This window comes from Haloarchaeobius marinus, assembly GCF_051207415.1.
In the GTDB taxonomy this organism is placed as follows: domain Archaea; phylum Halobacteriota; class Halobacteria; order Halobacteriales; family Natrialbaceae; genus Haloarchaeobius.
In genome coordinates this window covers 998,259-1,024,270 of record NZ_JBPKGD010000002.1, presented here as the reverse complement: position 1 = coordinate 1,024,270, position 26,012 = coordinate 998,259, and the positions used below count along the sequence as shown (strand labels likewise).

The following is a 26,012-nucleotide window of genomic DNA, read 5'->3' as shown; positions in this document are numbered from 1 at the left end:
GGCCACACGGACGAGGAACACGGCCTCCCGCCGATGTACTCGATACGGCGCTGGTTCGTCACGACGAACCACAAGGACATCGGCATCCTCTACACGGTCACCGCCCTGTTCTTCCTCGTCTTCGGCGGGATACTCGCGCTCATGATGCGCCTCGAACTGTGGGCGCCCGGAGCGAACGTGATGCCGGCGGAGTCGTACAACCAGGCCGTCTCGGCGCACGGTCTCATCATGGTGTTCTGGTTCCTCTCGCCGCTGGCGTTCGGCTTCGCGAACTACGTCGTCCCGCTCCAGATCGGCGCGAAGGACCTCGCGTTCCCGCGTCTGAACGCCCTGTCGTACTGGCTCTACCTGTTCTCGGGTATCCTGATGGGCGTCTCCTTCTTCCAGGGAGGGACGTTCAACGGCGGGTGGACGATGTACGCGCCGCTGAACATGCCCGTCTACACGCCCGAACTCGGGGGGTCGACGGCGGTGCTCGCGCTCTTGCTGTTCGTGACCTCGGCGACGGTGGGGTCGGTGAACTTCCTGACGACCATGCATCGTATGCGGGCAGAGGGACTGACGATGCGACGACTCCCCCTGTTCACGTGGAGCATCCTCCTGACGGTGTGGATGATGTTGTTCGCGTTCGCGGCCCTGCTGGCCGCGCTCTTGCTCCTGAGTTCCGACCGCCTCATCGGCACCGGCTACTTCGCCGACAGCAGTCCCGGCGGGTCGATGCTGTGGGCACACCTGTTCTGGTTCTTCGGCCACCCCGAGGTGTACATCGTGTTCTTCCCGGCGCTGGGCGCGATGGCCGAGGTGTTCCAGACGTTCTGTGGCCGTCGCATCGTCGGCCGCAAGTGGTTCATCGGCGCGATGTTGCTCGTGGCGCTCCAGAGCTTCGTCGTCTGGATGCACCACATGTTCCTGACGAGCATCAACCTCGAGATAAAGACGCTGTTCATGGCGACGACCATCGGCATCTCGTTACCGTTCGACCTGATGGTCTTCGCGCTCATCTACACGATGCTCAAGGGGAAGATACGCTTCAAGACGCCGTTCCTCTTCGGCTTCGGCGCTCTGGTGCTGTTCATCCTCGGTGGCATCACCGGCGTCTTCCTCGGTGCCGTCGTGCTCGACTACACCCTGCGTGGGACGTACTGGGTCGTCGCGCACTTCCACTACGTGATGGTCGGCGGCGTCACGGGGCTGATAGGGGGCCTGTACTACTGGTTCCCGAAGATGACAGGGCGGATGTACGACGAACGACTCGGGAAGATCAACTTCGGGATGTACTTCGTCGGGTTCAACCTGCTCTACTTCCCGATGTTCATCGCCTGGGAGACCCCCCGCCGGGTCTTCGAGTACGCGCCCGGTCTGACCGCGTGGCACCAGGTCTCGACCATCGGCGCGTTCCTGCTGGGGGCGTCGTTCCTCGTGCTGTTCTACAACCTGTTCGACAGCCTCTACTCGGGCGAACCGGTCGACGGCAACCCGTGGGACTACGCCTCGACCGCGGAGTGGACGGTCCCCTCGCCCCCACCGCTCGAGAACTTCCCCGGTATCCCGACCTACGCCAGCGGGGCGCTGACGTTCGACGGCGGCGACCACGCGAGCACCGACGGCGGCACCGTCCACGGGGCCGACGCGGCGCTCACCGGTGAGACCGACCACGAGACCGGTCACGACGAGGCGGAGAGCCACGCCAGTTTCTGGCCCTTCGTCATCGGCGTCGGCGGGTTCCTGCTGCTGCTCGGACTGTCCGGGCTGCAGCAGGGGTCGTTCCCGACCGGCACCGCGGGCGGCATGTACGCCGGACTGTCCGTCGTCGGCGGCCTCACGCTGTTCGGCAGTCTCGTCGGGATGACCCGCGAGTCGTTCCACGGGCCCGAGGGACCGTTCGGCGAGAGCTGGCCGTTCACCGGGGTCGAGAACACGAAACTCGGGATGTGGATATTCCTCGCCTCCGACGTCGTGCTGTTCGGTGCGTTCATCGGCGCGTACGTCTTCTCCCGCGTGGCGTACGGCTGGCAGGACTGGCACCACCTCATCCCGGCCGAGCACGTCGTCCTGCCGGGCCTGATAAACACCTACCTGCTGCTGACGAGCAGTTTCGCGGTCGTGCTCGCGATGGTGTTCGCCCAGCGCAACAGCAGACTCGGCGTCGTCGGGTCGCTCGTCGCCACGTTCGGCCTGGGGGTCGGCTTCCTCGTCAACAAGGGCATCGAGTGGCAGCACCTGTTCCACGTCCACTCCGAGGCGTTCCCGCAAGGGTGGGAACTCTCGACGAACATCGCGTCGACGACGTTCTACGTGACGACCGGCCTGCACGGCCTGCACGTCATCGTCGGCCTCATCATCACGCTGTACATGATACTCCGCGCCTGGAACGGGGCCTACCTCGACGACGACGCGCCCATCGAGTACTTCGGCCTGTACTGGCACTTCGTCGACATCGTCTGGCTGTTCCTGTTCCCGCTGTTCTACATCCTCTGAGGTGAAACAATGTCAAAAGCAAAACTATACACGGCGATATACGTGGTCCTGTTCGTGCTGGCGACCGTCCAGGTGGTCGTCGAACAGATGGGCTACCTGGAGGCGGCGTACTGGCCGGCGTTCACCGCCATCATCGTGCTGTCGGCACTGAAGGCGGTCTTCGTCGCAGGCTGGTACCAGCACCTCCGGTACGAACCGCGCTCGGTGACGACGCTGATACTGCTCGGACTGCTCGGGGCCGTCGCGCTGACCGTGGCGGCGTCGTACTCCATCCTCTAGCGCGGTTCGCCGCCACGAGTTTCTCGAATCCGACCGACCTCGACGCACCGGGAGTCGCACCGACCGGGTCTGCCCGACCAGAATCTCGAAGGTGGTGCCGGGCCAACACCGTCGCATGGACGTCAGGGAGGCGACGCAGTCCGACGTCGAGGCCATCCGGTCGGTCCACGAGGCGTCGATCCGGGGACTCGGTGCCGACGCCTACGACCGGGAACAGGTCGTCGCCTGGGCCGAGGGCGTCGAGTCGGCCGACTACAGCGAGGTCACCGACCCAGGGTGTTACTTCGTCGTGGCGGTGACCGGCGAGGAGGACGACGACGAGGTCGTCGCGTTCGGGTCGGTACTGTTCGAGTCGCCCGACGCGTACGAGTCGAGCGTGGATGCCGAGGTGACCGCGGTGTACGTCCACCCGTCGGTCGCACGGTCGGGGGTCGGGTCGGCGGTGCTCTCGACGCTGGAGGCGACCGCCCGGGCGGCGGGCGTCCGAACCGTCGGACTCACGGCGTCCAAGAACGCGGTCGCGTTCTACGAGGCCCACGGCTACGAACGGGTCACGGAGCGCGACCACGAGTTCTCCACGTCCGAGTCGACCGACGTCACCGGTACCGTCGTCGAGATGCGACGGACCCTGTGAGTCAGGCCGACGGCACCTCGCACACCTGGCGGACGGAGGTGGCGAGCGTCAGGGCGCTGGCCGACAGGAGCGCGATGGCGGCGACGAGAAAGAGCGTCGCGAGCGGCGACGCCGGGTCGGTGAACGCCCAGTAGATGGGGCTGGCCGAGGCACCCATGGCGGCACTGGCCACGCCGTACAGCGCCGGGCCGCAGCAACAGCAGGCGGTCGCGCCGGTGGTGGCGACGGCCCCCGTGACGCCGGGGAGTGCGCTGGCCTCCACGTCGGTACCCCCGTCCGTCGACACCTCGTCGCGCCGACGCCAGACCGCAGTCCCGAACGCGGCGTTGAGGCCGACCAGTCCCGCGAGGACGGCCACGACGAGTCCGGTCCCGACGGAGAGCGCGGCGAACAGCGGTACCGACGGGCGGTACGTCTCGACGGCCGGCCAGGAGACCAGGGGGCTGGCGAACGTGGTGACGACGGTGAACGGTTCCCCGCCCGCCTGGGAGACGACGTCCGGGTTGAGCGTGAACAACCCGGAGGAGACCACGAAGAAGCCGCCGAAGGCGACGCCCCCGGCGAGACCGACCAACCCGGACCGCCGGTCGAGCCTGCGGACCGCCGGCCGGAGTTCGGTCCAGTAGAGGTAGCCCAGCACGACGGGCACGGCGAGCACCAGCACGTAGCCCAGTGGGTGCGTCGTCGCACCGCGGGGAATCAGCTCCGGGTACGCGACCCAGAGCCCCAGGACGGTACCGAGGATGGGGTAGGCGTGGTGGTCACCCCACCGCCAGAGATAGCAGCCGAGACTCCCGACGACGATGCCCATCCCGCCGAAGAACGTCAGCGCGGGGTACCACGCCCGCGTCGTCACCGCCGTCCCGACGGGTTCGACCTGCACCTCGACCAGTCCCATCGCCCCGAGTGCCGCCAGCGAGACGCCGGTGACGAGCGCCAGCGCCGTCGCCCGGGGCGAGAGTACCCGGTCGAGCGCGCCGGCCCGGTCCAGGACGGCAATACCAGCCAGGGCGGCGAGGCCGACCACGAGCGTTCCGAGGAGCGCGAGGTGGGGGACGCCCCCGTGGACCGTCCCCTCGTGGGCGCTGGCCGTGGGGACGGCGGCGAGGGCGACGGCGACGACGAGCAGCGTCACTGGCCACGTCCGTCGCCGCTCCGTCCGACCGTCCCGTCGTGGTCTCCGGTCCATCGGAATCACAGGCTCAGGACCACCATGTAGACCAGCACGAGGACGGCGTACAGCGTCCCCAGCGCGGCGATGACCTTCAGGTGGTAGAGGAACAGTTCGTCCGTCTCCGCCTCGCGCGCCGACTCGTACCGGTCCTGCTCGGCCGCCGTCAGGGCGTCGCCGTGGACCTCACCGAGGTGGAGCGCGTGCTGGTCCCGCGTCGGGAACGGCCGGTCGCAGAGCCGACACCTGGCCGCAGGTGCCTCCCCGTCGGGGACCTCCGTTCTCGGCTGGCCGTACCGCCGACGTGCGTCCCGCGCCGCCGTCGGGCCCGATTCGCGCGAACCGGCGGCGTCCCGCGTCGACGGTCGGTCGTCCATCGGTGGCTGGTCGGCGGTCCCTGGCTGGTCGGTCGCGTGTGCGTGGTCGTGCGTGGTCATGGTCAGAGGAGGGCGGGGTCGACGTACGGCTGGGAGAGGAGCCACATGCTCGTTATCGTGTAGAACACCATGACGAGCGCGAACGGGTACTGGCTGCGGATGGGCTGTAACCGGCCGGTGAACGTCTCGAACGCGATGGCGTGGGCGACCCAGATAGCGAGCAGGTGGCCGAGCACGATGAACGCCAGGCCCACCGCTCCGAACCAGTCGGGGAGTATCGCGACCGGCACCCTGTGAGCCGGTGGGGGCGCGAAGGGGTCGGCCGCGACGACCGAGAGCGCGGGCGTGAACGTCAGGAAGTAGCCGAGGAAGTGCGCGAGGTGGTAGCCGGCCGCGATCGGCACCAGCGACGGGACGAACCGGCGCTCGATGACGTCGGCGCCCACGTACGTCCCGGCGGTCCGGCGCGAGAGGCGGGCCGCCAGCTTGTAGATGCCGAGGAACCCCGCGAACCCGACGACTGCGGTCCCGAGGTACACCGCCAGTGCGGGGACGCCGACGTCGGCGGCGCGTCGGACGAACGCCGCGAACGGCGGCGTCGAGACCAGCCCGTCGTACGACGTCACCCAGACGAGCGCGACGACGAAGTACACGTCGCCGTCGGTGGTCTCGTCGAGGCGGCGGACGAGCGCTGCGCCGGGGAGTTCGACCGTGAGGCCGTCGTCCGTCCGTCGCACCGGTGCCAGCCAGCCGTAGGTCCTGAACACCCGGGAGATGGGGTCGACGTGCCGGAACCACGCGTCGCCGAAGACGAACGCGCCGGTCAGCGTGACGGCCGAGTAGGCGACGACGAGTCCGGCGAGCAGGCGCGGTGCGGAGGCGACCGGACTGACCACCTCGACCCAGACGAGGGCGACGAGGCCGACGGTGGCCGGCCAGCCGACGTACCGTGCCGGCAACTCGCGGAGGCTGTCGGTCGAGCGCGAGACCGCGCCGGCCAGCGCCCGCCACGGGTTCAGCCCGGGCCATGTGTTCCCGACGAGGTACACCGTCATCGTGTACCCGGCCCACCAGCCACCCCACACGCCGAGGACGGCGAGGTTGCGCTGTGGCTGGGGTGGGCCGACCAGGCCGACTGCCACGACCAGGCCGAGGAGCGCGACGCTCGCGGTGCGGGCGGCGGCGACAGTCCAGCGACCGACCGTCTCCGACGACGGGAGGCCGAGGTCCCGGTCGTTGATGGACCGGATGAACGCGTGGTCGGTGGCGAAACTGGTGAACAGGAACGACGCGCCGACGACGCCGCCTCCGGACAGCGCCACCAGCCAGAACGGGACCTCCGTCGAGGTCAACCCGCCGCTTATCGCGGAGTGAGCCAGCACCGGGTCTGCCAGCGACGCGCAGGCGACGGCGACGACGAGTCCGCGGACGAGGTCACGCCGACGCACGAGTGCTCACCCCTGGCCGCCAGTAGAGCAACGCGACGGTGAGGACGAAAATCAGCGTCGAGACGTCGAGGGAGAAGGGAAAGAGCGTCGCCGCGATGGCCGTCGTGCTCCCCGTGAGACTCGCCGCCAGCGACGACAGCAGCGGGGCCGCACAGCTGATGCAGGAGACGAGTCCGACGACGCCACCGACGGACGCCGTCGCCGACTCCAGCACCGTCGCGTAGACCAGGTAGGCCAGCGAGAGGTACCCGACGAGTCGGAACGGGACGACGGCCATGGTGGCCGACGGCGTCACGTAGGTGACCACCGGCCCCCACCCGGGCGAGCGCATCCGGACCGACAGCCCGGTCGCCAGTTCGTGGCCGCCGGACTGGAGTCCGACCATCCCGACCAGCCACGCGAGCAGCAGGAAGTACGTCGACGCGACGACCGCCGCGGCGACCCGGTGCCGCCGGGACGCGGCGACGAGACGGGTCCCGACCACGGCGTACAGGCCGACGTTGATCCAGACGAACGGGTAGAGGACGTACCGGACGGACGTGAGTTCGGCGCTGGTGACGCGGAAGTAGCCCACCACGGCGAACAGTTCGAGTGCGCAGAGTAGCCCGAACCAGAGGGTGGTCTCGCTCGGGAGGGCGTCGGCGACCCGGCGCATCTGGTTCGCGACCATCGTCAGCCGATCAGCAGTGACGCGGTGATGGCGAGGACGAGCAGGGACCCGAGTGCCCAGGCGCTCACCATCGCCGAGACGGCGCTCGTGAGTCCGCGACTCCGACTGGAGTGGTACGTCCCGAAGGCGATGTAGCCGACGAACAGCAGGCCACCGAGGACGGCGAGCAGCGCACCGCCGAATGCCTGCTGCTGGGGCGTCCCGCTGACGAAGACGACGACGCCACCCAGGAGTCCGCCGACGACGAGGAGGAACGAGAGCGTCCAGACGACCGGGTTCCCGGCCAGGTCCTGGACCATCGACGTTCCTCCGCCGATGTCCGGCGCGTAGTTGTACCAGCCCCTCCGTCTGGTAACTGCGACTGCGACAGCGATCAGGAACACGGCCATGACCGAAGATATCCCGACGAGGTACGACATGATGTGTGGTCACACTTAACAGCGATGGCATTTAGTTTTGCCGTCCAGCGCCACGGGTGGCCGGTGGTGAGACGTCGGGTCCGTCCCCGGGGAATCCGGACCACAGGGCATTTCAACGAGCCACGAGTATCCAGAACGTGGCTGGACGACCCGGACGGGACAGACCGCCCAGACGCGTTCGGACGCCCCACCAGCACGATTCCGACACGTTCCACGGTGACAGACCACTTACTCGGAATTGAATTAATTTGGGGAACTATTAAGTGGGACCTGAAGTAAGACGTTCGTGAGTCTCACACTGAGACACGTGGTGGCATGACAGGACACGAATCCGAATCCAGCGTTTCGAGACGTACCGTACTGAAGACGACCGGTGCAGCCAGTGCAGCCGGCATCGCCGGCCTTTCTGGCTGTCTCAGCGGCCTGACCGGCGGAAGCGGCGAGACGGAACCCCTCCAGTTGCTCCACGCGTGGAGCAGCGGCGACGGCGCAGAGGCGATCTCGTCCCTGTTCGAGGGGTTCAAGGAGCAGTACCCGGACGTCGAACTCAACAAGGACAGCATCGAGGGCGCGGCCACGCAGAACCTCAACAACGTCGTCGACGAGCGCATCCGCAACGGCAACCCGCCGAGCACCTGGCAGAACTGGCCGGGGCAGGCGCTCACGCCGTACGTCGAGGGCGACGCGCTCGACGACATCACCGAGTCCGTCTGGAGCGAGAACGACATGCAGTCGGCCTACCGCGAGGGGCCGAAGAAGCAGGCCAAGGGTGGGACCGACCACTTCGTCTCGGTTCCGGTCAACATCCACCGCATCAACAACCTGTTCTACAACACCGCCGTCGTCGAGGAGGCGGGCGTCGACCCGACGAGCCTCTCGACGCCGCAGGACGTCCTCGGGGCGTTCGAGACGGTCGCAGGGAACACGGACGCCGTCCCGTTCGCCCACCAGACCAACGGTGGCTGGTCGACGGTCCAGCTCTGGGCGACGGTCCTCCTCGCCGACGGTGGCTACGAGGCCTACCAGAACTTCATCGAGGGGAACCCCGACCGCGCCGCGGTGAAGAGCGCGCTCGACATCGTCGCCGACTACTCGAACCACTACCCCAGCAACTCCTCGAACATCGCGTTCACCGACGCCAACAACATGGTGATGAACGGCGAGGCGGCGTTCATCCACCAGGGCGACTGGGCTGCCGGTGCCTACCGCGGGACCGACGGCTTCGAGTACGGGTCCGACTGGAGCTACGTCCCGTTCCCCGGGTCCGAGCACAGCTACCAGCTGAACATGGACTCCTTCCCGTACGCGGCGAACAACCCGTCGCCCGAGGCCACGAAGCAGTTCCTCCGCTACTGCGGGTCCAAGGACGCCCAGATCCGGTTCAACGAGGCCAAGGGCTCCATCCCGCCGCGGGGCGACGTCGACCCGTCGAACTTCCCGCAGTTCCAGCAGGACCAGATGGACGACTTCGGCAGCGTCGACCACCAGCCGCCGTCCATCCAGCACGGCCTCGCGCTCCCGCCGGAGCAACGCACCGCCGTCGTCGAGGCCATCGGTGCGTTCATCGGCACCTACGACAGTGACGCGACGGCCGACGAGCTCGTCTCGGCGGTCCAGTAAGTACTGGCGGACTCGTTTCGCCAATGGATTCCATAGTTTCCCGGTTGAAGCGTTTCGTCGAACGGGTACGTGAACAGCGGTTGCTCCGGACCGACGACGAGACCGACGACGGCACCGACGACCAGCAGTCGTCCACGAACGGACGGCACTTCCTGCGACGCGATTCCGTGCGGTCGGCACCGTTCTGGCTCCCGCCGTTCCTGCTCGTCGGCCTGTTCGTCTACGGTGCCATCGCCTGGAACGTCGTCATCTCGTTGACCGACTTCTCCGGGCTCGGTTCGCCCGGATACGAGACCTTCGACCTCGACAACTACCAGCGACTGATACAGGAGACCGGGTCGTACTCGTTCACGAACGCGTTCGTGAACACGGTCCTCCTCCTGGTCGCGTTCACGCTCGTCTGTCTCGCGTTCGGACTCGTCGTCGCCATCCTGGTCGACCGCGACATCCGGTACGAGAACACCTTCCGGACCATCTACCTGCTCCCGATGAGCCTCTCGTTCGTCGTGACGGCGAAGATGTGGCTCTGGATGTACAGCCCCGATGGGGGTCTCGTGAACGTCTTCCTCGGCTGGTTCGGCGTCGGACCGGTCGACTTCATCCGCAACCCCGACCCGAACGTCCAGCTCGCGGCGGTGGCGTTCGCCCTCATCTGGCAGTTCAGCGGGTACGCCATGGTCGTCTACCTCGCGGGGCTGCGAGCCATCCCCGACGAGCACTTCGAGGCGGCCCGCGTCGACGGCGCGAGCGTGGTCCGGATGTACTGGCGGGTCATCATCCCCCAGTTGCGGACCGCCACCGTCAGCGCCTCGGTCGTGCTGATGGTGTTCGCGCTGAAGGCCTTCGACTTCCTGCGTGCCCTGTACGGCAGCGACACGCCGGCGGTCGGTACCGACATCCTCGCGACGAAGATGGTGCGCGAGGCGTTCCGGAACAACGAGATCGCGTACGGGTCCGCCATCGCGGTCGTGCTGTTCGTGATGGCCTTCTCCATCGTCGGCCCCTACCTCTACAGCGAGTACAAGCGAGGTGCACTATGAGCTACGAGACGACCACCGAAGGACGGTTCGAGGCGGTCGACTGGAACCGCGTCGGCCTGTACGCCGTCCTCGCCGGACTCGTCGGCTTCTACCTGCTCCCCATCGAGGCGGGGCTGGTGACTGCGTTCAAGACCACCGCGGCCTACGGCGACACCGCGCCGTACTTCCCGCCGGGGCCGAGTGGCGTCACGGTACAGAAGTGGGCGACGGCGTTCGACGGCCTGTCGTCCGGACTGTTCAACAGCGTCCTGATGGCCGTGCCGGCGACCGCGCTGTCGGCCGTCTTCGGGAGCATGGCGGCCTACGGGCTGACGAACGTCGACTGGCGAGGCCAGGTCGGCGTCTACGTCCTGTTCATCGCGGGCATCTTCGTCCCGTACCAGGCCGTCCTCGTCCCGCTCAAGCAGTTCTGGACCCAGTGGGTCCCGCTCAGGGTGTGGCTCGAACCCCTGTGGCTGCTGCCGGGACTCGTCCCCGACCACGGGCGACTGTTCGCGCTGACCATCACCCACGTCGCGTACGGGATACCCATCTGTACGCTCCTGTTCCGGTCGTACTACAAGTCGCTCTCGACCGAGATGGTCGAGGCGGCGAAACTCGACGGCGCGAGCGTCACGCGCATCTACCGGCGGATCGTCCTCCCGCTGTCGGTCCCGATGTTCGCGGTGACGCTCATCTACCAGTTCACCCAGATATGGAACGACCTCCTGTTCGCGCTCATCCTCATCGGTGGGTCCGGCGAGGTCGGCGTCGTCACGCAGGAACTCATCGGTATCGGCGTCGCCATGGAGGGGACGGACTTCCCGCTCCAGATGGCGGCCGCGTTCGTCACGGCGTTGCCGACGCTGCTGGTGTACGTCTTCTTCGGCGAACAGTTCGCGAAGGGAGTGACATCGTAAATGACGCACAACTACACACACAGAACACGGAGGAGTACGCATGGCTGAACTCGAACTCGACGAGATAACGAAGGTCTTCGTCGAGGACGACGGGAACGAGATCGTGGCCGTCGACCGGGTCGACGTGCAGATACCGGACGGCGAGTTCCTCGTCCTCGTCGGCCCGTCGGGCTGTGGCAAGTCGACGACGCTGCGGATGATCGCCGGACTCGAGACCGTCACTGGCGGCGAGTTGCGCCTCGCCGGCACCCGGATCAACGAGAAACAGCCCGCAGACCGGGACATCGCGATGGTGTTCCAGTCCTACGCGCTCTATCCCCACATGACCGTGGCGGAGAACATGAGCTTCGGGCTGGAGGAGTCGACGGACATGAGCGACGACGCCATCGCCGAGACCGTCAGCAGGACGGCCGAGATGATGGGCATCGGCGACCTGCTCGAACGCAAACCCGGCGAACTCTCGGGCGGCCAGCAACAGCGCGTCGCCCTAGGCCGCGCCATCGTCCGCGACCCCGAGGTGTTCCTCATGGACGAACCGCTGTCGAACCTGGACGCCAAACTGCGCTCGAAGATGCGCACCGAACTCCAGCGCCTGCAGGAGGACCTCGGCGTCACCACCGTCTACGTCACCCACGACCAGACGGAGGCGATGACGATGGGCGACCGCATCGCGGTGCTGGACGACGGCATCCTCCAGCAGGTCGGGACGCCGCTGGAGTGCTATCACGAACCGGCAAACGAGTTCGTCGCGGACTTCATCGGCGAACCGTCGATGAACTTCTTCGACGTGCGAGTCGAGGGGTCGGAACTCCACGCCGACGACTTCGTCTACCCCATCTCGGAGGAGACGGTGGATGCCATCGGCGACCGGACCGAACTCACGCTGGGCATCCGCCCGGAGGACGTCGAACTCCGGTCGAGCGCCAGCGGGCCGCACGACTTCGAGACGGTCGTGGACGTCGTCGAACCGACCGGCGACGAGAACAACCTGTATCTCGCATTCGAGGACGCCGAGGCCGACGAGGAGACGTTCATCGCGACCATCGGCGGGATGCAACGGGTCGAGGCGGGCCAGCGGGTCGTCGTCCACCTCGACGAGGACGCCATCCACCTCTTCGACGCCGACTCCGGCGACGCGGTGAAGAACAGGTCGCTCGAGGACGTCGAAGCCCTCGGTCGTCCGGTCTGACCCCCGTCGAAACCTCTTCTCACGCACCTGCGCGCTCGCCCTGCAGGTGCGTCTGCAACCGCTCCCTGAGCGACCGCTGGAGCGCGGCCGCCGTCTCCGTGTCCAGGTCGAACGCCGCCGGCGTGTTCCGGACCAGCGTCGCCGAACTGGCGGTGTCTGCGACCACCGTCGCCAGCGAGAGACGGCGCTGGAACACCGTGGCCTCGCTGACGACGGTCTGCAACCGGTAGTACGGGACGACCTTCGTGCGCCGCCGCCAGAAGCCGTTCCTGACGACGACGTGGTCCTCGCCCAGGTGGTAGCCGCGGTTCGCCCACTTCAGGTGCGCGGCGACGGGGACGACGAGGAACAGCACCGCCGGGAGGTACCAGAGCGTGAACCCCTGGACGGCGGTCGAGACGACGTACGCGACGGCCGTCAGTGCGGCGACGACCATCGCGTACCTGACCGCGTATCGCCGGCGCGCCCGCCTGGGCGGTCGCTCGAACGATGGGTCCGAGAACTCGCCGAGACGACTCGCCAACGCGACGACGCGCTCCCTGCTGGCGGCCGGGATGGCGGACTGGTTGCCCTGCTCGGCGCGCTGACCCGTGTAACCCGCCGTCTCCACGTCGAGCGCGGCGTAGCCGATGAGTCGCATCAGGAGCGTCTCGGTCATCGTGAGCGTCTGTATCTTTCGACGCGGAATCGACCCGGAGTAACGCTGGACGAGGCCGCGCTCGTACACCAGGTCGTCGCCACGCCGGGCCAGTCGGAAGTCGTAGTACCCCAGCGCGGAGATGACGCCGCTGACGAGGTACGACCCGATGAGCGTGAGCGGGAGCGCGACGAGGACGAGAACCAGCAGCTGGTCGGGCGTGGCCCTGGTGATGTCCGCCGACTGCGGCCCGCCGAGTGGGTCCGCCGCCGCGAGCAGGAACTCCACCGCGAGGTCGGTCGCCAGCGGGATTCCGATGATGACCAGGACGATGGCGCCGGGCTGGAACCGGGTCAGCGAGACGACGAAGAGCTCGACCGGGGAGATGGTAAAGAGAGGTTCCGTCCCCCCGGCCGTCGCCTCGCCCGTCCGCGACGGCTCCACCTCGACGGCTTCATCGGCAGCGGCGTCGTCGTCGGGTCCGGTCGGCTCCCCGGATTCCGACTCGGCGGTGCGTGCCCGCCGACGCCGTTCCCGGATGTCGTGCTGGAGGCGTTCGGCCTCTGCCAGGGAGACCACCGAGAGTTCGGCCTCGGTCCCGCCGCCACCGGCCGTCTCGATGCGGACGACGGCGACGCCGAAGACGCGGTGCAGCAGGTTCTGGGAGACGTCGACGTTCTGGATGCGCCCGAGCGGAATCTCCCGTTCGGTCCGTGCGAGGACCCCGGACGCGAGGTCGAACGTGTCCTCGGTCAGTTCGTAGTCGAACCGGAGGTAGGTGAGAAAGCCGTAGGCCGCACCGAGCAGACCGAACAGCGGCGAGGCGACGAACAGGACGTCGATGAACGTCCCCGCGGATTCGACGATGCCGGCGCCCTCCAGCACGGTGGACCCGACGAGCACGAGGAAGAACGGTATCGCGAAGCCGTTGACCCCGTACTGGAGCGCCCGGGTGACGGCCGTGATGGGGTGGAGTCGCTGTCTCATACGGCGTCCTCGGGTTCGCTCTCGACGGCGAGTTCCCTGAGTTCGTTCCTGAGCCGACGGGCCCGGTCCGGCGGCAACCCGGGTATCGTCACGTCGGCTCCCCGCGACCCCGCGGTGTAGACGACGACCCTCGAGAGGCCGAGGAGGCGGTCGAACGCAGTCCGCTGGGTGTCGACGTGCTGGACGCGGACGTACGGCACGGCCGTCTCCACTCGGGTGACGACGCCCCGTTCGAGGTAGAGCGCGTCGTCCTGCAGCTCGAACCACCAGTCGCGGTAGCGCACGACGGTGTGCCAGGCCCCGGCGGCGAGTACGACCACACCCAGGACCACCCCCGGTGCGAGTGTCGGCACCCCGAGGTCGGCGAGGCGGTCACCGAAGAACGCTGCGGCCACGCTCGCGACGACGCCCACGACGGCCGCGGCGATACCGACCCTCAGGAGCCACTGGATCCTGACGCGTTCGTGGAGGGTCTCCATGTGCATGCTCGGACCGTCGAACCGGGGTTACGTAAAGCCAAGGAGAACTCCCGGCCCGTCGGGGCGGGGAGGACGTCGAAAACAGCGTCGGACGCTTCAGCCCTCGAATTCCTCGGGCGTGTACGTCTTCAGTTCGAGCGCGTGGATGTCCGTCGTCATGTGCTCGCCGAGCGCGTCGTAGACGACCTGGTGTTGCTGGACCAGCGGGAGTCCCTCGAACGCAGGCGAGACTACCGTCGCCCGGAGGTGGTCGTCGTCGTGCTCGCCACGAGCGCGTTCGACGGTCGCCTCACAGTCCTCGATGCCCGCCTCGATGAGTGCCTCGACTTCCTCTACGTTCATGCCGGTGCCTGCGTCCGGGAACGGCAAAAGGACTCCGCCCCGCTCTCCGGGCGAAGGCCACGGCTGCGACGGGGACGTGGTGTTCGCTCGCTCTCAGGTCCAGCGGTCCAGCCCGGTCTGCGTGAGCGCCTCCTCGATGCGTTCGAAGCCGCGGGCGACCTCGTCGGCGTCGACGCCCCACTCCTCGGTGACGTACTCGCGGGCGGCGTCGACGTCCGGGTTCAGGTCGGTGTCGAACTCGTACTCGTCCGTGACGTTCGGGTTGCGGAACAGTCCGCGGACGAGGTCCGCGTTCTCGACGTAGACGTCCTCGGCCTCGAAGACGCCCCAGATGTCGCCGTGTTCGCGGACCGCCTTCAACGCCGTCTTCGGGCCGTAGCCGTGGACGCCCTCGTTGAAGTCGGTGCCACAGAGGATGGCGACGTCGATGAGCTGTTCGAGGGTGATGTCGAGGTCGTCGAGCGTCGCCTGGAGTTCCATCCGTTCCGGGGCACCCTTGCTGGTCAACTGCCGGAGGGTGACCGGCGCTCCGAACAGCAGGGCGTCGTAGTCCTCCGTCCCGACGTAGCTGGCGTCCCCCCGTTTGGCGATGTGGGCGCACTGGGCCTCGCCCTCTGCGGGCGCCTCGACGACCGGCACGTCGAGCAGGCGGAGCAGTTCGCGGCTGGTCTCCTGGATGACCGGCGTGAGCCGCTGGGTGGCGGACTCCAGACGTGCCACCTCGATGGCGTCACCGGCCTCGCGGGCGTCCTCCAGTCGCGACTCGTACTTCTCGCGTTGCTCGCGCCTGTCGGCGATCTCGTCGGCTTTGAGTTCCGACGGGCCGCCGTCGAACACCATCACCGGGTTCAGGTCGTGCTCGAAGAACTTCGGCAGTCCCTGGACGATGCCGACCAGGTTGGCCACCTCGTCGCCCTCGGCCGTCGTGTAGACGGCGTCGTTCGTCCACCGTACGGTCGTCGTCAGGTACCGGTAGAGCCAGTTGTGGGCGTCGACCGCGACCACGCCCGGGTCGAGGTCGGCGAAGGGAACCGTCTCGATGTGCGCGAGGGAGCGAAGGTCTGCGTTTCCCATTGGTCCACATAGGGGCCGGGTGATTTCAATGGTGGCGGTCCGCGTCGGGGTCCCGACCGGCAGCAGTCGGCGGTCCGCGCTCCCGTTTCTCGACGACGAAGTCCCGCTCGTCGTCGGTGAGGTCGTCGCGCCCGGCGAAGACGTCGAGGCCGGCGCGGTATCGCCCGGGGGACTGCTCCGCCGGTCGTTCGAGGACGAGTTCGGCGATGCCCGTCTCCTCGCCGGTGAAGCCGAACCCTGCCCGGTAGAGCGCCTCGTAGGAGTACGGGTTGTTGACGGCGATCCGGACCCGGTCGTAGCCGCGTTCCCGGGCCCGGTCGGTGACGAACCGGACGAGTCGGGGGCCGAGTCCCTCTCCTCGATGGTCCACCCGCACGGTCACGTACCTGAGCCAGAGCGTCGAGTCGTCCGTCCGGTCCTCGTTGAAGGCGACGGCAGCCAGGACGTCGGTGTCGTAGTCGGCAGTGTGGGCGTCGGGACCTTCGGTCTCGGGACCGGAGGCGTCGTCGGTGTCGTCGTCGTCGCCGGCCGGTCCGTCGGTCGTCCGGACGACGGCCTTCCCGGTGGAGGACATGACGAACTTGCCGGCGTAGCTGAACCGCCGGTGGTCCAGTCGGAGCGTCGGGCCGTCCGCCGGCCAGCCGAGCAGTTCGAGTTCGGTGTCGCTCACGGTCGGGACGAGGCGGCGCTCGACCGTCGGTCTTTCGCCGAGACGACCCCGAACCGGCGACCGATACGGATTCGGAACGGGGTCCGTGCAACGCCCGCGGGCGCTCGCCCGCCGAACCGGCCGGGGTCGCCCGGTTCCGACGCTCCTTTCTTCGCCCGGGTCCAACCGCCAGTCGTGACGCTCCCGGTCGACCTGCTGGCGTCCGTGCTCCAGCGAGTGCTGTCCATCGTCGTCTTCCTCGGACTGGGGCTGACGCTGGCCAACCTCGCCGTCGAGTTCGGCGCGGTGAACGCCATCTCTCGACTCTCGCGCCCGCTCACGGCCCCGGCGAACCTCCCGGACGAGGTGGGGACCGCCATCCTCTCGACTGCGGCCTCGCCGACGGCCGGGTACGGCATGCTCGCGGAGTTCCGCGAGGCCGGAACCCTCGACGACCGCGAGACGCTCGTCGCCGTCACCGTCAACACCTTCTTCGGGTTCGCCCAGCACATCTTCACGTTCTACGTCCCCGTCCTCATCCCGATTCTCGGCCTCGAGGTCGGGTTGCTGTACGTCGGCGCGCGGGCGGCTATCTCGCTCGCCATCACCCTGACCGGCGTCCTCGCCGGTGCAGTCCTGCTCTCGCAGCGCGAACGGACGCCCGAGACCCTCCCCGAGGACTTCGCCAGCGACGGCGGCACCGACGCGACGGCGGACGGCGACGGACCCCGAACCGGACGCGAGACCGTCCTCGCGGCCCTGGAGAACACCCGCGACAAACTGTTCGACATCGTCCCGCGACTCGTCCTCGTCTACACGGCCGTCGCAGTCGTGACCGCGACGACCGACCTCCAGTCGGTCACGGCCGTCGCCGAACCCGCCACCACCCTGCTCGGACTCCCCGGCGAGGCCGCCGCCGTCGTGGCCGTCTTCGCCATCGACACGACCAGCGGTGCGGCGTTCATCGCACCCCTGCTCGGCGACCCGTTCACCCCCCGGACCGCCGTGGCGACGATGCTCGTCGGTGGCATCGTCTCCTTCGCCGTCTCGACGTTCAAGCGCTCCATCCCCTTCCAGTTCGGCATCTGGGGTCCCGAGTTCGGCGCGAAGGTCGTCCTCGTCAACACCGCGTTGAAGGTCGTGTTCATCGCCGTCGCGCTGGCGTTCTTGCTCGTCCCGTGACCGCCGTCGAAAGATTCGGCTGGTGAGGATTTGAAAAAACACATATACCCGAGATTGATACGTCCGCGCAGTGTCCTCCATCGACCTCAAACTCGGCGGGTCCGTCGGCTGTTACGTCGGCCTGCTAGCCGCCATCGGGTACGCACACGTTCTCGGCCAGGGTATCATCGGACCTGTCGCGAAGGGCGTCGGCGTCGTGACGTTCCTCGCCGTCGGCGGCGCGTTCGCCCTCCGTCCCGCGCTGTCGGTCCCCATCGCCCGGTCGCGCCTCCACCACCTCTACGTCGTCGTGCACCTCCTCGTCGTCCTCGTGCTCGTCTTCGGCGTGGGTCCCGACACCCTCGCGTCCGAGTCCCCCCTCGCGTTCCCGTTCATCGTAGCGGCGAGCGTCGGCATCGTCTCGTACCTGTTCCTGCGGGACCGTCACAATCGAATCGTCTTCGGGGACCGGCCGGCCCGCGTCCGCTGGTCCGGCAGGGCGAGTGCCCGGACCGTCCGCCGAAAGCGGATTCTGGCGGTCGTCGCCTTCGTCGTGGTCGTCCCCCTCGCCGGCGTCGCTTCCCTCGCTCTCCCGCACGTGGTCCCCTGGTTCGGGACGCACCCCGTCGGCGTGTCGATTGCCGAGGCCGCACCGCACCTCATCGGAGGTATGTTGGGTGCGTCCATCGGGACGTTCCTCTCTCCAACCCAACGGAAGGAGTGTGCGGTTTACGACGACGGGCTACTGCTCCGGGGGGAGCAACTCGGTCTCCGGTCGCTGGTTCCGTGGTGGCAACTGCGCGGCTACCGACTGACCGACGACGAACTGGTCCTCTACAGCCGGGTCCCCCTCCAGACGTACCGGTTCGACCTTCGGAACTTCGAGTTCCCCGACCGGACCGCCGGGATACTGTCGGAGTACGTCGAGGAAGTGGAGTCCTCGCTGTTGTGGACGTGGCTCTGAGGCTGGGGCAACGGAATCATCGTTCTTCTCTTCGAGTGTACGTATCACCCAGGTGCAGCGTCGCGCCATCAATGCACGAGATAATTCCGGATTTAGAAACCGGTCGATGCCTCTATCTCGTACGAAGCGATTCTCTCTGGACTGTTCCCGAGGTACACGCAGTCGAATTCCCACGACCGACCTGCTGCGAGTTCACTGACGTTATCGAGCCCTTCTCCGATTTGGGTATCCGCCTCGTCTAGGAAGGTGACCTCGACTTGGGCGTACGATAATTCGCTATCAGTGTTGTTGCGGGCAGTACCCCGAACACCGCTGAACGTCTCCCGATAGAACTCGTGCTCGAGAATCTCGAAGTCCGGCCGGTCGTCGGTGGCTGACTGGGAAACAGTGTCTCCGGAATTGGTGGTCTCTGCGGAACCGGAGCCATCGCCTTCACCACCGTCTCCCCCGACGTTTGCCTCTCCACTGTCCGAATCAGTCTCGTCCTCAGTACAGCCTGCAACGAGAGGAGGGCACAGTGCAGTTCCGCTTACGATTACGTACTCTCGACGGTTCATGGAGAGAGTATCCACTCTGGGAAGATATAATAGTTATTACATTACTGGTCCAGTAGAGTTTTCATTAGCTCGGCATTGTTACGTAGATATCTGGCGTTTTGCTAGCCACGACAGTGTGGACCTACCAACTATATTCGTAATTGTTCTGGCAAAGTATAATTATAATGTATTATGGTTATACGTGGTCCACGCACAGCGAGCGATCACGTCTCTCACGATTTTCGGGACAACGATGCGCCGGCCGGGATTGTGAACCTCGGTCGCAAATCTTCGATTTGCTCCCTGCTTCAAATCCCGCCGTGACGCATTCGCTCGTCACGGAAGTTCCTCGCAGAATGCGCCGGCCGGGATTTGAACCCGGGCCATGAGCTTGGAAGGCTCAGGTCCTGCCACTAGACCACCGGCGCGCTTCGTCACTTCGTTCCTCGCGCGCAGAGCCCCGCGTCACTTCGTTCCGCGAGACACCGGCGCAGTCCGCCACTTCGTTCCTCGCGCGCAGAGCCCCGCGTCACTTCGTTCCGCGAGACACCGGCGCGCTTCATCCGCCCCGACCTCCATGCCGTGGGGGCCGACGCTCACCCTCCAGTTTCAGACGGTGCAATAAGGACCTTACCCTTTGGACCGGGGTCAGTCGTCGGCCGGGGTCGCGGTTCCGTCTTCGAGGGGCGGAGCGCGGGCCTCCTCGAACTCGGCGGCCGCGGCGCGGACGCGGTCACCGATACCGGGGACGTCCGACGGCGAGACCGGGCCATCGGCGCGTATCTCGTCGATGCTCCGGGGGAACTCCCGGAGGTCGTAGTGGACGGCGATTCCGGCCTGGGCACCCTCGCCCAGGGCGACGGGAATCTGGTTGTGCCCGGGGGTGACGTCGCCGACAGCGTAGACGCCCTCGACGGTGGTCTGGCCGTGGTCGTCGACGACGACGGTCCCGTCGTCGTTGAGTTCGCAGCCGAGGCCTTCCGCCAGGTCCGTGTTGTACTTCGCCCCGTACATCGGGAAGCCGCCCCTGTAGGGGCGGACAGACCCGTCCTCGAACTCGAACGATTCGAGCCAGCCGTCGTCGCTCTTGTTCATGCCCGTTATCTCTGGTTCGACGACGTCGACGGGGTGGGCGCGGAGCAGTTCGTCCGTCTCGTCGCTCCACTCCGGGTCGTCGCCACGGAGGAGCAGGTCCACCTCGTCGGTGAAGTTCAGCATGATCATCGCCACGTAGGCGGCGCTCTCCCCGTTGCCCATGACGTACACCGGGCGGTCGACGAACATGTAGGCGTCACAGTGCAGGCAGTAGTGCAGGCCCTTGCCCGTCCGCGGGAGCGGTGGGTCGGGGTGCGCGTCGCTGAATCCGACGGCGAGGACCACCCGGTCGGCGACGAGCTCCCCCTCACCGGCGGTGAGGCGGAACCGACCGTCCTCGGTGGGTTCGACGTCGGTGACGAAGTCACGGTACAGGTCAGCGCCGTAGGCCTCGACCTGGTCGCGGGCCGTCTGGAGGAACTCGTTGCCGGAGACGGACTCCTCGACGCCGACGACGTTGTGCGTGTCGAGCATCATCGCCGCACGGCCGCCGCCACGGTCCACGACCGCCGTGTCGTGGCCCAGGCGCGTCGTGTACAGTGCCGTCTGTAGCCCTGCCGGGCCGCCGCCGACGACGACGACCTCGTACTCGGTTCCATCGGTCTCGGTATCCATCTGTCGAAGAAGTAGCGGTCGACCCGCCTTAAGGGTAGAGCGAGAGTGCGCCGGCACTGGACACCCGGGTAACACTAGCATACCACACTCCCCCGTCCGACGCTATCGCGGACTGCTGGCGTGGCCACCCGGAACCGGGACACGGCGTAGCCGTGGCTCGCTGGACAGTCGTGTCGAGAGAGAGAGAACGGGGACCCGTCCGGTCCCGGCGACCGTGCCGGTTGGGGCCGGGTCGAAACCGAGCGCAGTGATGTGAACGCATCACTGCAGTCGCCCCGGTGAGCCGTGCGCGAGGGCCTACGAGGCACGCGAATCCCACACCAACGGGTGTGCGCACGATTAGTTTGACGGCGAGAACTTAAGGGCTTTTCTGTTCAACGACGGCGTAGCAGTTGCCCGAGGAGACCCGACTCTCCACGACAGAGAGGGCGCTTGCAGCGAGGTCGGAGTCGAACTCGTCCGGACTGTAGATGTGATAGAAGCGCGGAATCGACTCGCCGCCCGGGAGCGTCCAGTCGACGGTGGTGTCGAAGCCCTCCTCGCGGTCGAACCTGTCGTGGGCCGTACTCCAGACCGAGACCAGTGCACGGCCACCTGGTGCGAGCACACGTGCGAGTTCGTCGAGGCTGCGGCGACGGTCGGCAACCGTCGGGAGGTGATGGAGCGTCGCGACGTAGACGACGAGGTCGAAGCGGTCGGCCCCGAACGGGAGGCGTGACGCGTCGCCCTGGACGAGTTCGAGTTCGAAGGCGTGGTCGACGGCGCGCTGGCGTGCCTGCGCGAGCAACGCTCCCGAGATGTCCAGTCCGACGACGCACTCGCAGTGGTCGGCGAGGAGTTCGGCGTTGCGGCCGTTCCCACACCCGAGGTCGAGTCCGCGGTGACCGCGACGGCCGTCGAGGAACGCCCCGGTCTCGGGCCAGGCGTACTCCCGCGTCGAGGCGAAGTGCTCGGCGATGCGGTCGTAGGTGTCCCGCGTCGTGCGCGACGAACGGTCCATGGTCCGGCCGTGGCGGGCCGCCGGGTTAGCGGTTCCGTTCCACGCATGGCAAACGCGAACGGCGACGGCCTACGTCCGGTCCGCGAACAGGGTCAGGCCCCCGAAGAGGTAGAAGAACAGCGTCCCGAGGAGTCCGACCGGGACGAAGAGGTCGAGTCCCAGTATCTTCGTCGCCTGGTGGGCGTTCAGGACCAGTGCCGCCACGGTGTACGTCACAGCCAGAACGAGCATGAGTGCGCCGACGACGTAGACGCCCCGCCCCGGAAGCGCCCGGAGGACGTCGACCTCGAGATACATCGCCAGACTCAGGACGAACATCGCGAGGAAGGCGACGGCCGCGACCGTCCACGCGAGGTGAGCCGCCGACTGCGACGCTGCCCCTGCGGCGGCGGACGCCGAGGTTCCCTGGAAGAACCCGTACGGCGTCTGTACCGTCGTCCCGTCGAACACGCCCGACCCGAAGACGTAGCGAATCCCGAACAGCGGGAACCGCAGGATGACGACCTCCGTCTCCTTCCCGCCCCCGTCGAGGACCGAGATGTTCCCCTGGACGACCGACCACGGTAGTAGCACCGACAACCAGGTCGTGAGCACGGCGAACTCCTCGACGTAGTCGGAGTTGATCCACACCATACCCTGAGACCGAACCGCCACCGACCTAAAACCCGTCGGTGCAGTCGTCGGCGTCGAGCACCGGTGCAGAGAAGTGTACCGAGTCTGTCGATTCTGACGACGTGGGAGACCGGCAGAACGATGTGGCAGGCGTTACGTTCATACCCCGTGAGGACGAAGTTTGAGTCGTGGAATGAGGCGTGACTACTTCACTTTGCAGGTCAGCAACGTCGACTGGGTCGACGAGGACGGCAGTCCACAGAAACCTACCGTTACCATCTCGTTCGAGGGTCCAGTTTCGACACTCCGAGAGCGCCTCACCGGTCCCGAAGACGAACCGCTCGATGCGTCCGAGACGGACGTGACGTTTCGATTACAGACATCGGTCGACGACCCGGACGCACAGGGGGTCGTGAGCGTGACCAACCGGGTGACCGGGGACTTCCTCCTCGAACTCAACGAGACCGCCGACGACGTCCTCAAGTTCATCCGGGCGGCACGGCGCTACGGGGAGAGCGCCGGCGACGAGGGCGAGTACACGGTGCACATCCTGCTCGACGGCGAGGACTTCGTCACCTACGAGAAGAGCACCTTCCTCGTCTACAACGCGGAGGGCAACCTCCTCCGGAACCAGAGCCTCATCCCGAGCGGCGTCGAACTCTAGACGGCCAGCAGACGGACATCTCGTCCCGTCCGTCGAACGGTCCTCCTGTCTCGTCGTTCGTCCGTACGTCGTGAGCCACTGCGTCGAGTGCCGACCCCGACGGCGTTGCTGGCCACGGTGTGACCGGTCGGGGCCTGGCCGTCGGGACCCGGCCGAACCGGAACACGGGTCGCTGCTGATTGCCCCGTCACGTTCGACGGCGAGTCGCACCAGGCCGTCTGACGTGCGTATGCTACCAATTAAGTAGTCGTCGGAGCAACCCCCGGACATGACACTGTTCGGCACCGCTGGGATACGAGGCCCCGTCGAGGACCGGGTGACGCCGGAACTCGCGATGGCGGTGGGGAGGGCGGCCGGACGCGACGGCGACGACTTCGTCGTGGCCCGCGACGGTCGGGAGACCGGTGCGGCGCTGGCCGCCGCGATGGAGGCGGGCCTCGAGAGTGCTGGTGCGACGGTGGCCCGCGCGGGGCAACTCCCGACGCCTGCGCTGGCGTTCGCCTCGCAGGAGCGTCGGGGCGTGATGCTGACGGCCAGCCACAACCCGCCGGCGGACAACGGCATCAAACTGTTCGCCGACGGCGTCGAGTACGACCGCGACGCAGAACACCGGGTCGAAGCGCGCGTCGCCGACGAGACGGCGGCCGTCGCGTGGGACGAGTGGGGGGACGGCTTTCGGGAGTCGGTCCTCGGCACGTACCGCGATGCAGTCGCCGACTACGCCCGGGACCTCGTGTCGGAGACTGGCGACTCCGCGGCCGACCCGCTGGCGGGACTGCGGGTCGCCGTCGACTGTGGGAACGGGATGGCGAGCATCGCCACCCCCCAGGTGCTCCGTGAACTCGGGGGCGAGGTGGTGGCTCTCAACGCCAACGTCGACGGTCACTTCCCGGGCCGACCGTCGAAGCCGACGCCTGAGACGCTGACCGACTTCGTCCGGTTCCTCGAATCCAACGACTTCCACCTGGGTCTGGCACACGACGGGGACGCCGACCGCATCGTCGTCGTCACCGGCGACGGCGAGGTCGTCCACGAGGACACCGTGCTCGCGATTCTGGCCGGCTACTACGCCGGGCAGAGCGACGCGGCGGACCCCGTCGTCGTGACGACGCCGAACGCCTCGGCGCGAATCGACGAGCACGTCTCGGAGGCCGGCGGGCGGGTCGAACGCGTCCGACTCGGTGCCCTGCACGAGGGCATCGCCCGGGAACGGGCGGCCGGTGGCGACGGGACCGAGGTCGTCTTCGCCGCCGAACCGTGGAAGCACGTCCACACGGCCTTCGGCGGGTGGATCGACGGCGTCGCAAGTGCCGCAGTCGTCTCGGCACTCGTCGCCGACGCCGGCGGCCTGGCACCGCTGCGTGCCCCCATCAGCGAGCGACCGTACCGGAAGGTCAGCGTCGACTGCCCGGACGATGCCAAGGAGGCTGCGATGGACCGACTGGCGACCACGCTTCCCGAGGCGTTCCCCGACGCGAGCGTCGATACCGACTACGGCGTTCGCATCGACCTGACCGACGGCTCGTGGGTACTCGTCAGACCGAGCGGGACCGAACCGTACGTCCGGGTGTACGCGGAGAGCGACGACGTCGACGAACTGGTCGACGAGGCGACGGGCATCGTCGAGCGCGCCGTCGAAGCGGCCTGACGGTCGAACCCCCGACCGGCTACGCGGTCTCATATCACCGACACTGCTGTGAATTTATTCGCCGTCTCGATTATGAAAACGCCGAATTTTGTAACGTTCACTTGCATTCCAAAGGGTTTTTCCTGATGGTACTCCTTCGAGGCTGTAATGCGCTCGAACAGTGGTCGGCGAACGTTCCTGAAGGGTGCAGGCCTCACGGGAACGCTCGCTCTGGCGGGGTGTATCAGCAGCACGGACGACACCGGTGGGAACACGGACACGGATACGGACACCGAGACCGACTCGACCGACGACGGGACGACGGAGACCACCGATGGTGGTGACGGTGGCTCCGACGTTAACGTCGGGATGGTCTACGCGACCGGTGGCCTGGGCGACAAGTCGTTCAACGACATGGCCCAGCAGGGTGCCATCCAGGCCCGGGACGAACTCGGTATCTCCTTCGACCAGGCACAGCCGGAGCAGAACTCCGACTTCTCGCCGGCACAGCGCCAGTTCGCCGAGTCGGGGGACCCCGACTACGACCTCATCTCCTGCATCGGGTTCGCCCAGACCGACGCGGTCACGCAGAACGCCGAGCAGTACCCGGACCAGCACTTCCAGCTCGTCGACTCCGTGGTCGAGAAGGAGAACGTGGCGAACTACGTGTTCCGCGAGCACGAGGGCTCGTTCCAGGTCGGCCACCTCGCCGGCCTCCTGACCACGCGGGACTTCTCGGCGGGCGGCGGGTCGACGTCCCCCGATTCCACGACCGTCGGCTTCGTCGGCGGTCTCGACGTCCCGCTCATCAACAAGTTCCAGGCCGGCTACGAGGCCGGCATCGAGTACGCGAACGGCGACGTGACCGTCGAGTCCACCTACGTCGGGTCGTTCAACGACGCCGCGACCGCCCGTGAGGCGGCGCTCTCGATGTACGACGCCGGAGCGGACATCATCTACCACGCTGCCGGCGCGTCCGGTCTCGGGGTCTTCCAGGCCGCACAGGAGCGTGGCAAGTACGCCATCGGCGTCGACGCTGACCAGTCCCGGAGCGAACCCGACTTCGCGGACTACATCATCGCGAGCATGGTCAAGCGCGTCGACACCGCGGTGTTCAACGCCATCGAATCCGAGGTCAACGGCAACTTCCAGGGCGGCGGCGTCGTCACGCTCGGTCTCGAGGCCGACGGGGTCGCCTGCGTCTACGGGCAGACCCTGGGCGATTCGCTCCCGTCCGACATCAAGACCGCAGTCGAAGACTCGCGACAGGCCATCATCGACGGGGAGATCACGGTTCCGACCGAACTCTGAGTCGGTGTCCGAGATGACCCACGTTTCATCTGGAG

The 26,012-nt window shown here is 67.2% G+C and carries 26 protein-coding genes and 1 tRNA gene; 12 read left to right on the top strand and 15 right to left on the bottom strand.

All coding sequences use genetic code 11. The features are described from left to right. Nucleotides 1–33 precede the first annotated feature (33 nt). The 3 genes from ACSC1W_RS11235 (at nt 34) to ACSC1W_RS11225 (ending at nt 3,391) form a co-directional block, all read left to right on the top strand. Nucleotides 34–2,478, top strand: coding sequence for a cbb3-type cytochrome c oxidase subunit I (locus tag ACSC1W_RS11235; protein WP_435347684.1), 2,445 nt, complete (start codon nt 34–36; stop codon nt 2,476–2,478). 9 nt (nt 2,479–2,487) lie between these two features. After that, nucleotides 2,488–2,757 carry a cytochrome C oxidase subunit IV family protein gene (locus ACSC1W_RS11230; protein WP_435347539.1) on the top strand — a complete coding sequence of 90 codons (270 nt, stop codon included), beginning with the start codon at nt 2,488–2,490 and terminating at the stop codon, nt 2,755–2,757. 115 nt (nt 2,758–2,872) lie between these two features. After that, nucleotides 2,873–3,391 (top strand): GNAT family N-acetyltransferase, encoded by a 519-nt coding sequence (locus tag ACSC1W_RS11225; protein ID WP_435347538.1) that lies wholly within the window; start codon nt 2,873–2,875, stop codon nt 3,389–3,391. 1 nt (nt 3,392) lies between these two features. Here ACSC1W_RS11225 and ACSC1W_RS11220 read toward each other — a convergent pair whose 3' ends face one another. Genes ACSC1W_RS11220 through ACSC1W_RS11200 form a run of 5 tightly spaced genes read right to left on the bottom strand, consistent with a single transcriptional unit; the run spans nt 3,393 to nt 7,476 of the window. Continuing rightward, on the bottom strand, nt 3,393–4,526 hold the full coding sequence (locus ACSC1W_RS11220) for a hypothetical protein (RefSeq protein ID WP_435347537.1): 1,134 nt from the start codon (nt 4,524–4,526) through the stop codon (nt 3,393–3,395). 59 nt (nt 4,527–4,585) lie between these two features. Further along, nucleotides 4,586–4,999, bottom strand: a complete 414-nt coding sequence (locus tag ACSC1W_RS11215; protein WP_435347536.1) for a DUF7410 domain-containing protein — start codon at nt 4,997–4,999, stop codon at nt 4,586–4,588. Between the two features lie 2 nt (nt 5,000–5,001). Next, complete coding sequence (locus tag ACSC1W_RS11210; RefSeq protein WP_435347535.1) at nt 5,002–6,387, bottom strand: hypothetical protein; 1,386 nt, start codon at nt 6,385–6,387, stop codon at nt 5,002–5,004. Next, nucleotides 6,374–7,057, bottom strand: coding sequence for a DUF7546 family protein (locus ACSC1W_RS11205; protein ID WP_435347534.1), 684 nt, complete (start codon nt 7,055–7,057; stop codon nt 6,374–6,376). The genes ACSC1W_RS11210 and ACSC1W_RS11205 overlap by 14 nt, the downstream gene beginning before the upstream one ends. 2 nt (nt 7,058–7,059) lie before the next feature. Next, entirely contained in the window at nt 7,060–7,476 is a 417-nt protein-coding gene (locus ACSC1W_RS11200) for a hypothetical protein (protein WP_435347533.1), read from the bottom strand. Nucleotides 7,477–7,791: 315 nt separating this feature from the next. Between ACSC1W_RS11200 and ACSC1W_RS11195 the strand changes: the two genes are divergently transcribed. Genes ACSC1W_RS11195 through ACSC1W_RS11180 form a run of 4 tightly spaced genes read left to right on the top strand, consistent with a single transcriptional unit; the run spans nt 7,792 to nt 12,224 of the window. Further along, nucleotides 7,792–9,096: an ABC transporter substrate-binding protein gene (locus tag ACSC1W_RS11195; RefSeq protein WP_435347532.1), complete on the top strand. Its 1,305-nt coding sequence runs from the start codon at nt 7,792–7,794 to the stop codon at nt 9,094–9,096. A gap of 23 nt (nt 9,097–9,119) precedes the next feature. Next, complete coding sequence (locus ACSC1W_RS11190; RefSeq protein WP_435347531.1) at nt 9,120–10,136, top strand: carbohydrate ABC transporter permease; 1,017 nt, start codon at nt 9,120–9,122, stop codon at nt 10,134–10,136. Then, a complete protein-coding gene (locus ACSC1W_RS11185; RefSeq protein ID WP_435347530.1) occupies nt 10,133–11,035 on the top strand; it encodes a carbohydrate ABC transporter permease in 903 nt (300 codons plus the stop codon). The genes ACSC1W_RS11190 and ACSC1W_RS11185 overlap by 4 nt, the downstream gene beginning before the upstream one ends. Nucleotides 11,036–11,075: 40 nt before the next feature. Next, complete coding sequence (locus tag ACSC1W_RS11180) at nt 11,076–12,224, top strand: ABC transporter ATP-binding protein (protein ID WP_435347529.1); 1,149 nt, start codon at nt 11,076–11,078, stop codon at nt 12,222–12,224. Between the two features lie 19 nt (nt 12,225–12,243). On the opposite strand, the gene ACSC1W_RS11175 is transcribed toward ACSC1W_RS11180, so the two are convergent. From ACSC1W_RS11175 to ACSC1W_RS11155, 5 genes are all read right to left on the bottom strand, one after another. After that, nucleotides 12,244–13,848 (bottom strand): PH domain-containing protein, encoded by a 1,605-nt coding sequence (locus tag ACSC1W_RS11175; protein ID WP_435347528.1) that lies wholly within the window; start codon nt 13,846–13,848, stop codon nt 12,244–12,246. After that, nucleotides 13,845–14,327 (bottom strand): PH domain-containing protein, encoded by a 483-nt coding sequence (locus ACSC1W_RS11170; RefSeq protein ID WP_435347683.1) that lies wholly within the window; start codon nt 14,325–14,327, stop codon nt 13,845–13,847. Before ACSC1W_RS11170 ends, ACSC1W_RS11175 begins: the two co-directional genes overlap by 4 nt. A 96-nt stretch (nt 14,328–14,423) precedes the next feature. Beyond that, entirely contained in the window at nt 14,424–14,669 is a 246-nt protein-coding gene (locus tag ACSC1W_RS11165) for a BolA family protein (RefSeq protein ID WP_435347527.1), read from the bottom strand. Nucleotides 14,670–14,762: 93 nt separating this feature from the next. Further along, nucleotides 14,763–15,743 (bottom strand): flap endonuclease-1, encoded by a 981-nt coding sequence (gene fen / locus ACSC1W_RS11160; protein WP_435347526.1) that lies wholly within the window; start codon nt 15,741–15,743, stop codon nt 14,763–14,765. 25 nt (nt 15,744–15,768) lie between these two features. Then, on the bottom strand, nt 15,769–16,413 hold the full coding sequence (locus ACSC1W_RS11155) for a GNAT family N-acetyltransferase (protein ID WP_435347525.1): 645 nt from the start codon (nt 16,411–16,413) through the stop codon (nt 15,769–15,771). 174 nt (nt 16,414–16,587) lie between these two features. Here ACSC1W_RS11155 and ACSC1W_RS11150 point away from each other — a divergent pair, with 174 nt between their 5' ends. Further along, the gene (locus ACSC1W_RS11150) at nt 16,588–17,574 is read left to right on the top strand and encodes a nucleoside recognition protein (RefSeq protein WP_435347524.1); all 987 of its coding nucleotides are present in this window, start codon (nt 16,588–16,590) and stop codon (nt 17,572–17,574) included. 70 nt (nt 17,575–17,644) lie between these two features. Continuing rightward, a complete protein-coding gene (locus ACSC1W_RS11145) occupies nt 17,645–18,517 on the top strand; it encodes a hypothetical protein (RefSeq protein WP_435347523.1) in 873 nt (290 codons plus the stop codon). Between the two features lie 92 nt (nt 18,518–18,609). Here the strand turns inward: ACSC1W_RS11145 and ACSC1W_RS11140 are convergent, their stop codons facing one another. From ACSC1W_RS11140 to ACSC1W_RS11120, 5 genes are all read right to left on the bottom strand, one after another. Beyond that, nucleotides 18,610–19,074 carry an FxLYD domain-containing protein gene (locus ACSC1W_RS11140; RefSeq protein WP_435347522.1) on the bottom strand — a complete coding sequence of 155 codons (465 nt, stop codon included), beginning with the start codon at nt 19,072–19,074 and terminating at the stop codon, nt 18,610–18,612. A gap of 336 nt (nt 19,075–19,410) precedes the next feature. Next, a tRNA-Gly gene (locus tag ACSC1W_RS11135) sits at nt 19,411–19,481 on the bottom strand. 220 nt (nt 19,482–19,701) lie between these two features. Next, complete coding sequence (locus ACSC1W_RS11130; protein ID WP_435347521.1) at nt 19,702–20,763, bottom strand: NAD(P)/FAD-dependent oxidoreductase; 1,062 nt, start codon at nt 20,761–20,763, stop codon at nt 19,702–19,704. A gap of 358 nt (nt 20,764–21,121) precedes the next feature. Beyond that, complete coding sequence (locus ACSC1W_RS11125) at nt 21,122–21,763, bottom strand: class I SAM-dependent methyltransferase (protein WP_435347520.1); 642 nt, start codon at nt 21,761–21,763, stop codon at nt 21,122–21,124. A gap of 69 nt (nt 21,764–21,832) precedes the next feature. Further along, nucleotides 21,833–22,396, bottom strand: coding sequence for a DUF7549 family protein (locus ACSC1W_RS11120; RefSeq protein WP_435347519.1), 564 nt, complete (start codon nt 22,394–22,396; stop codon nt 21,833–21,835). A 172-nt stretch (nt 22,397–22,568) separates the two neighbouring features. On the opposite strand from ACSC1W_RS11120, the gene ACSC1W_RS11115 reads away from it, so the two are divergent. From ACSC1W_RS11115 to ACSC1W_RS11105, 3 genes are all read left to right on the top strand, one after another. Beyond that, entirely contained in the window at nt 22,569–23,039 is a 471-nt protein-coding gene (locus tag ACSC1W_RS11115) for a DUF5793 family protein (RefSeq protein WP_435347518.1), read from the top strand. Between the two features lie 268 nt (nt 23,040–23,307). Then, nucleotides 23,308–24,687 (top strand): phosphohexomutase domain-containing protein, encoded by a 1,380-nt coding sequence (locus ACSC1W_RS11110; RefSeq protein ID WP_435347516.1) that lies wholly within the window; start codon nt 23,308–23,310, stop codon nt 24,685–24,687. A 147-nt stretch (nt 24,688–24,834) separates the two neighbouring features. Continuing rightward, complete coding sequence (locus ACSC1W_RS11105; RefSeq protein WP_435347515.1) at nt 24,835–25,977, top strand: BMP family lipoprotein; 1,143 nt, start codon at nt 24,835–24,837, stop codon at nt 25,975–25,977. The last annotated feature ends 35 nt before the right edge of the window (nt 25,978–26,012 follow it).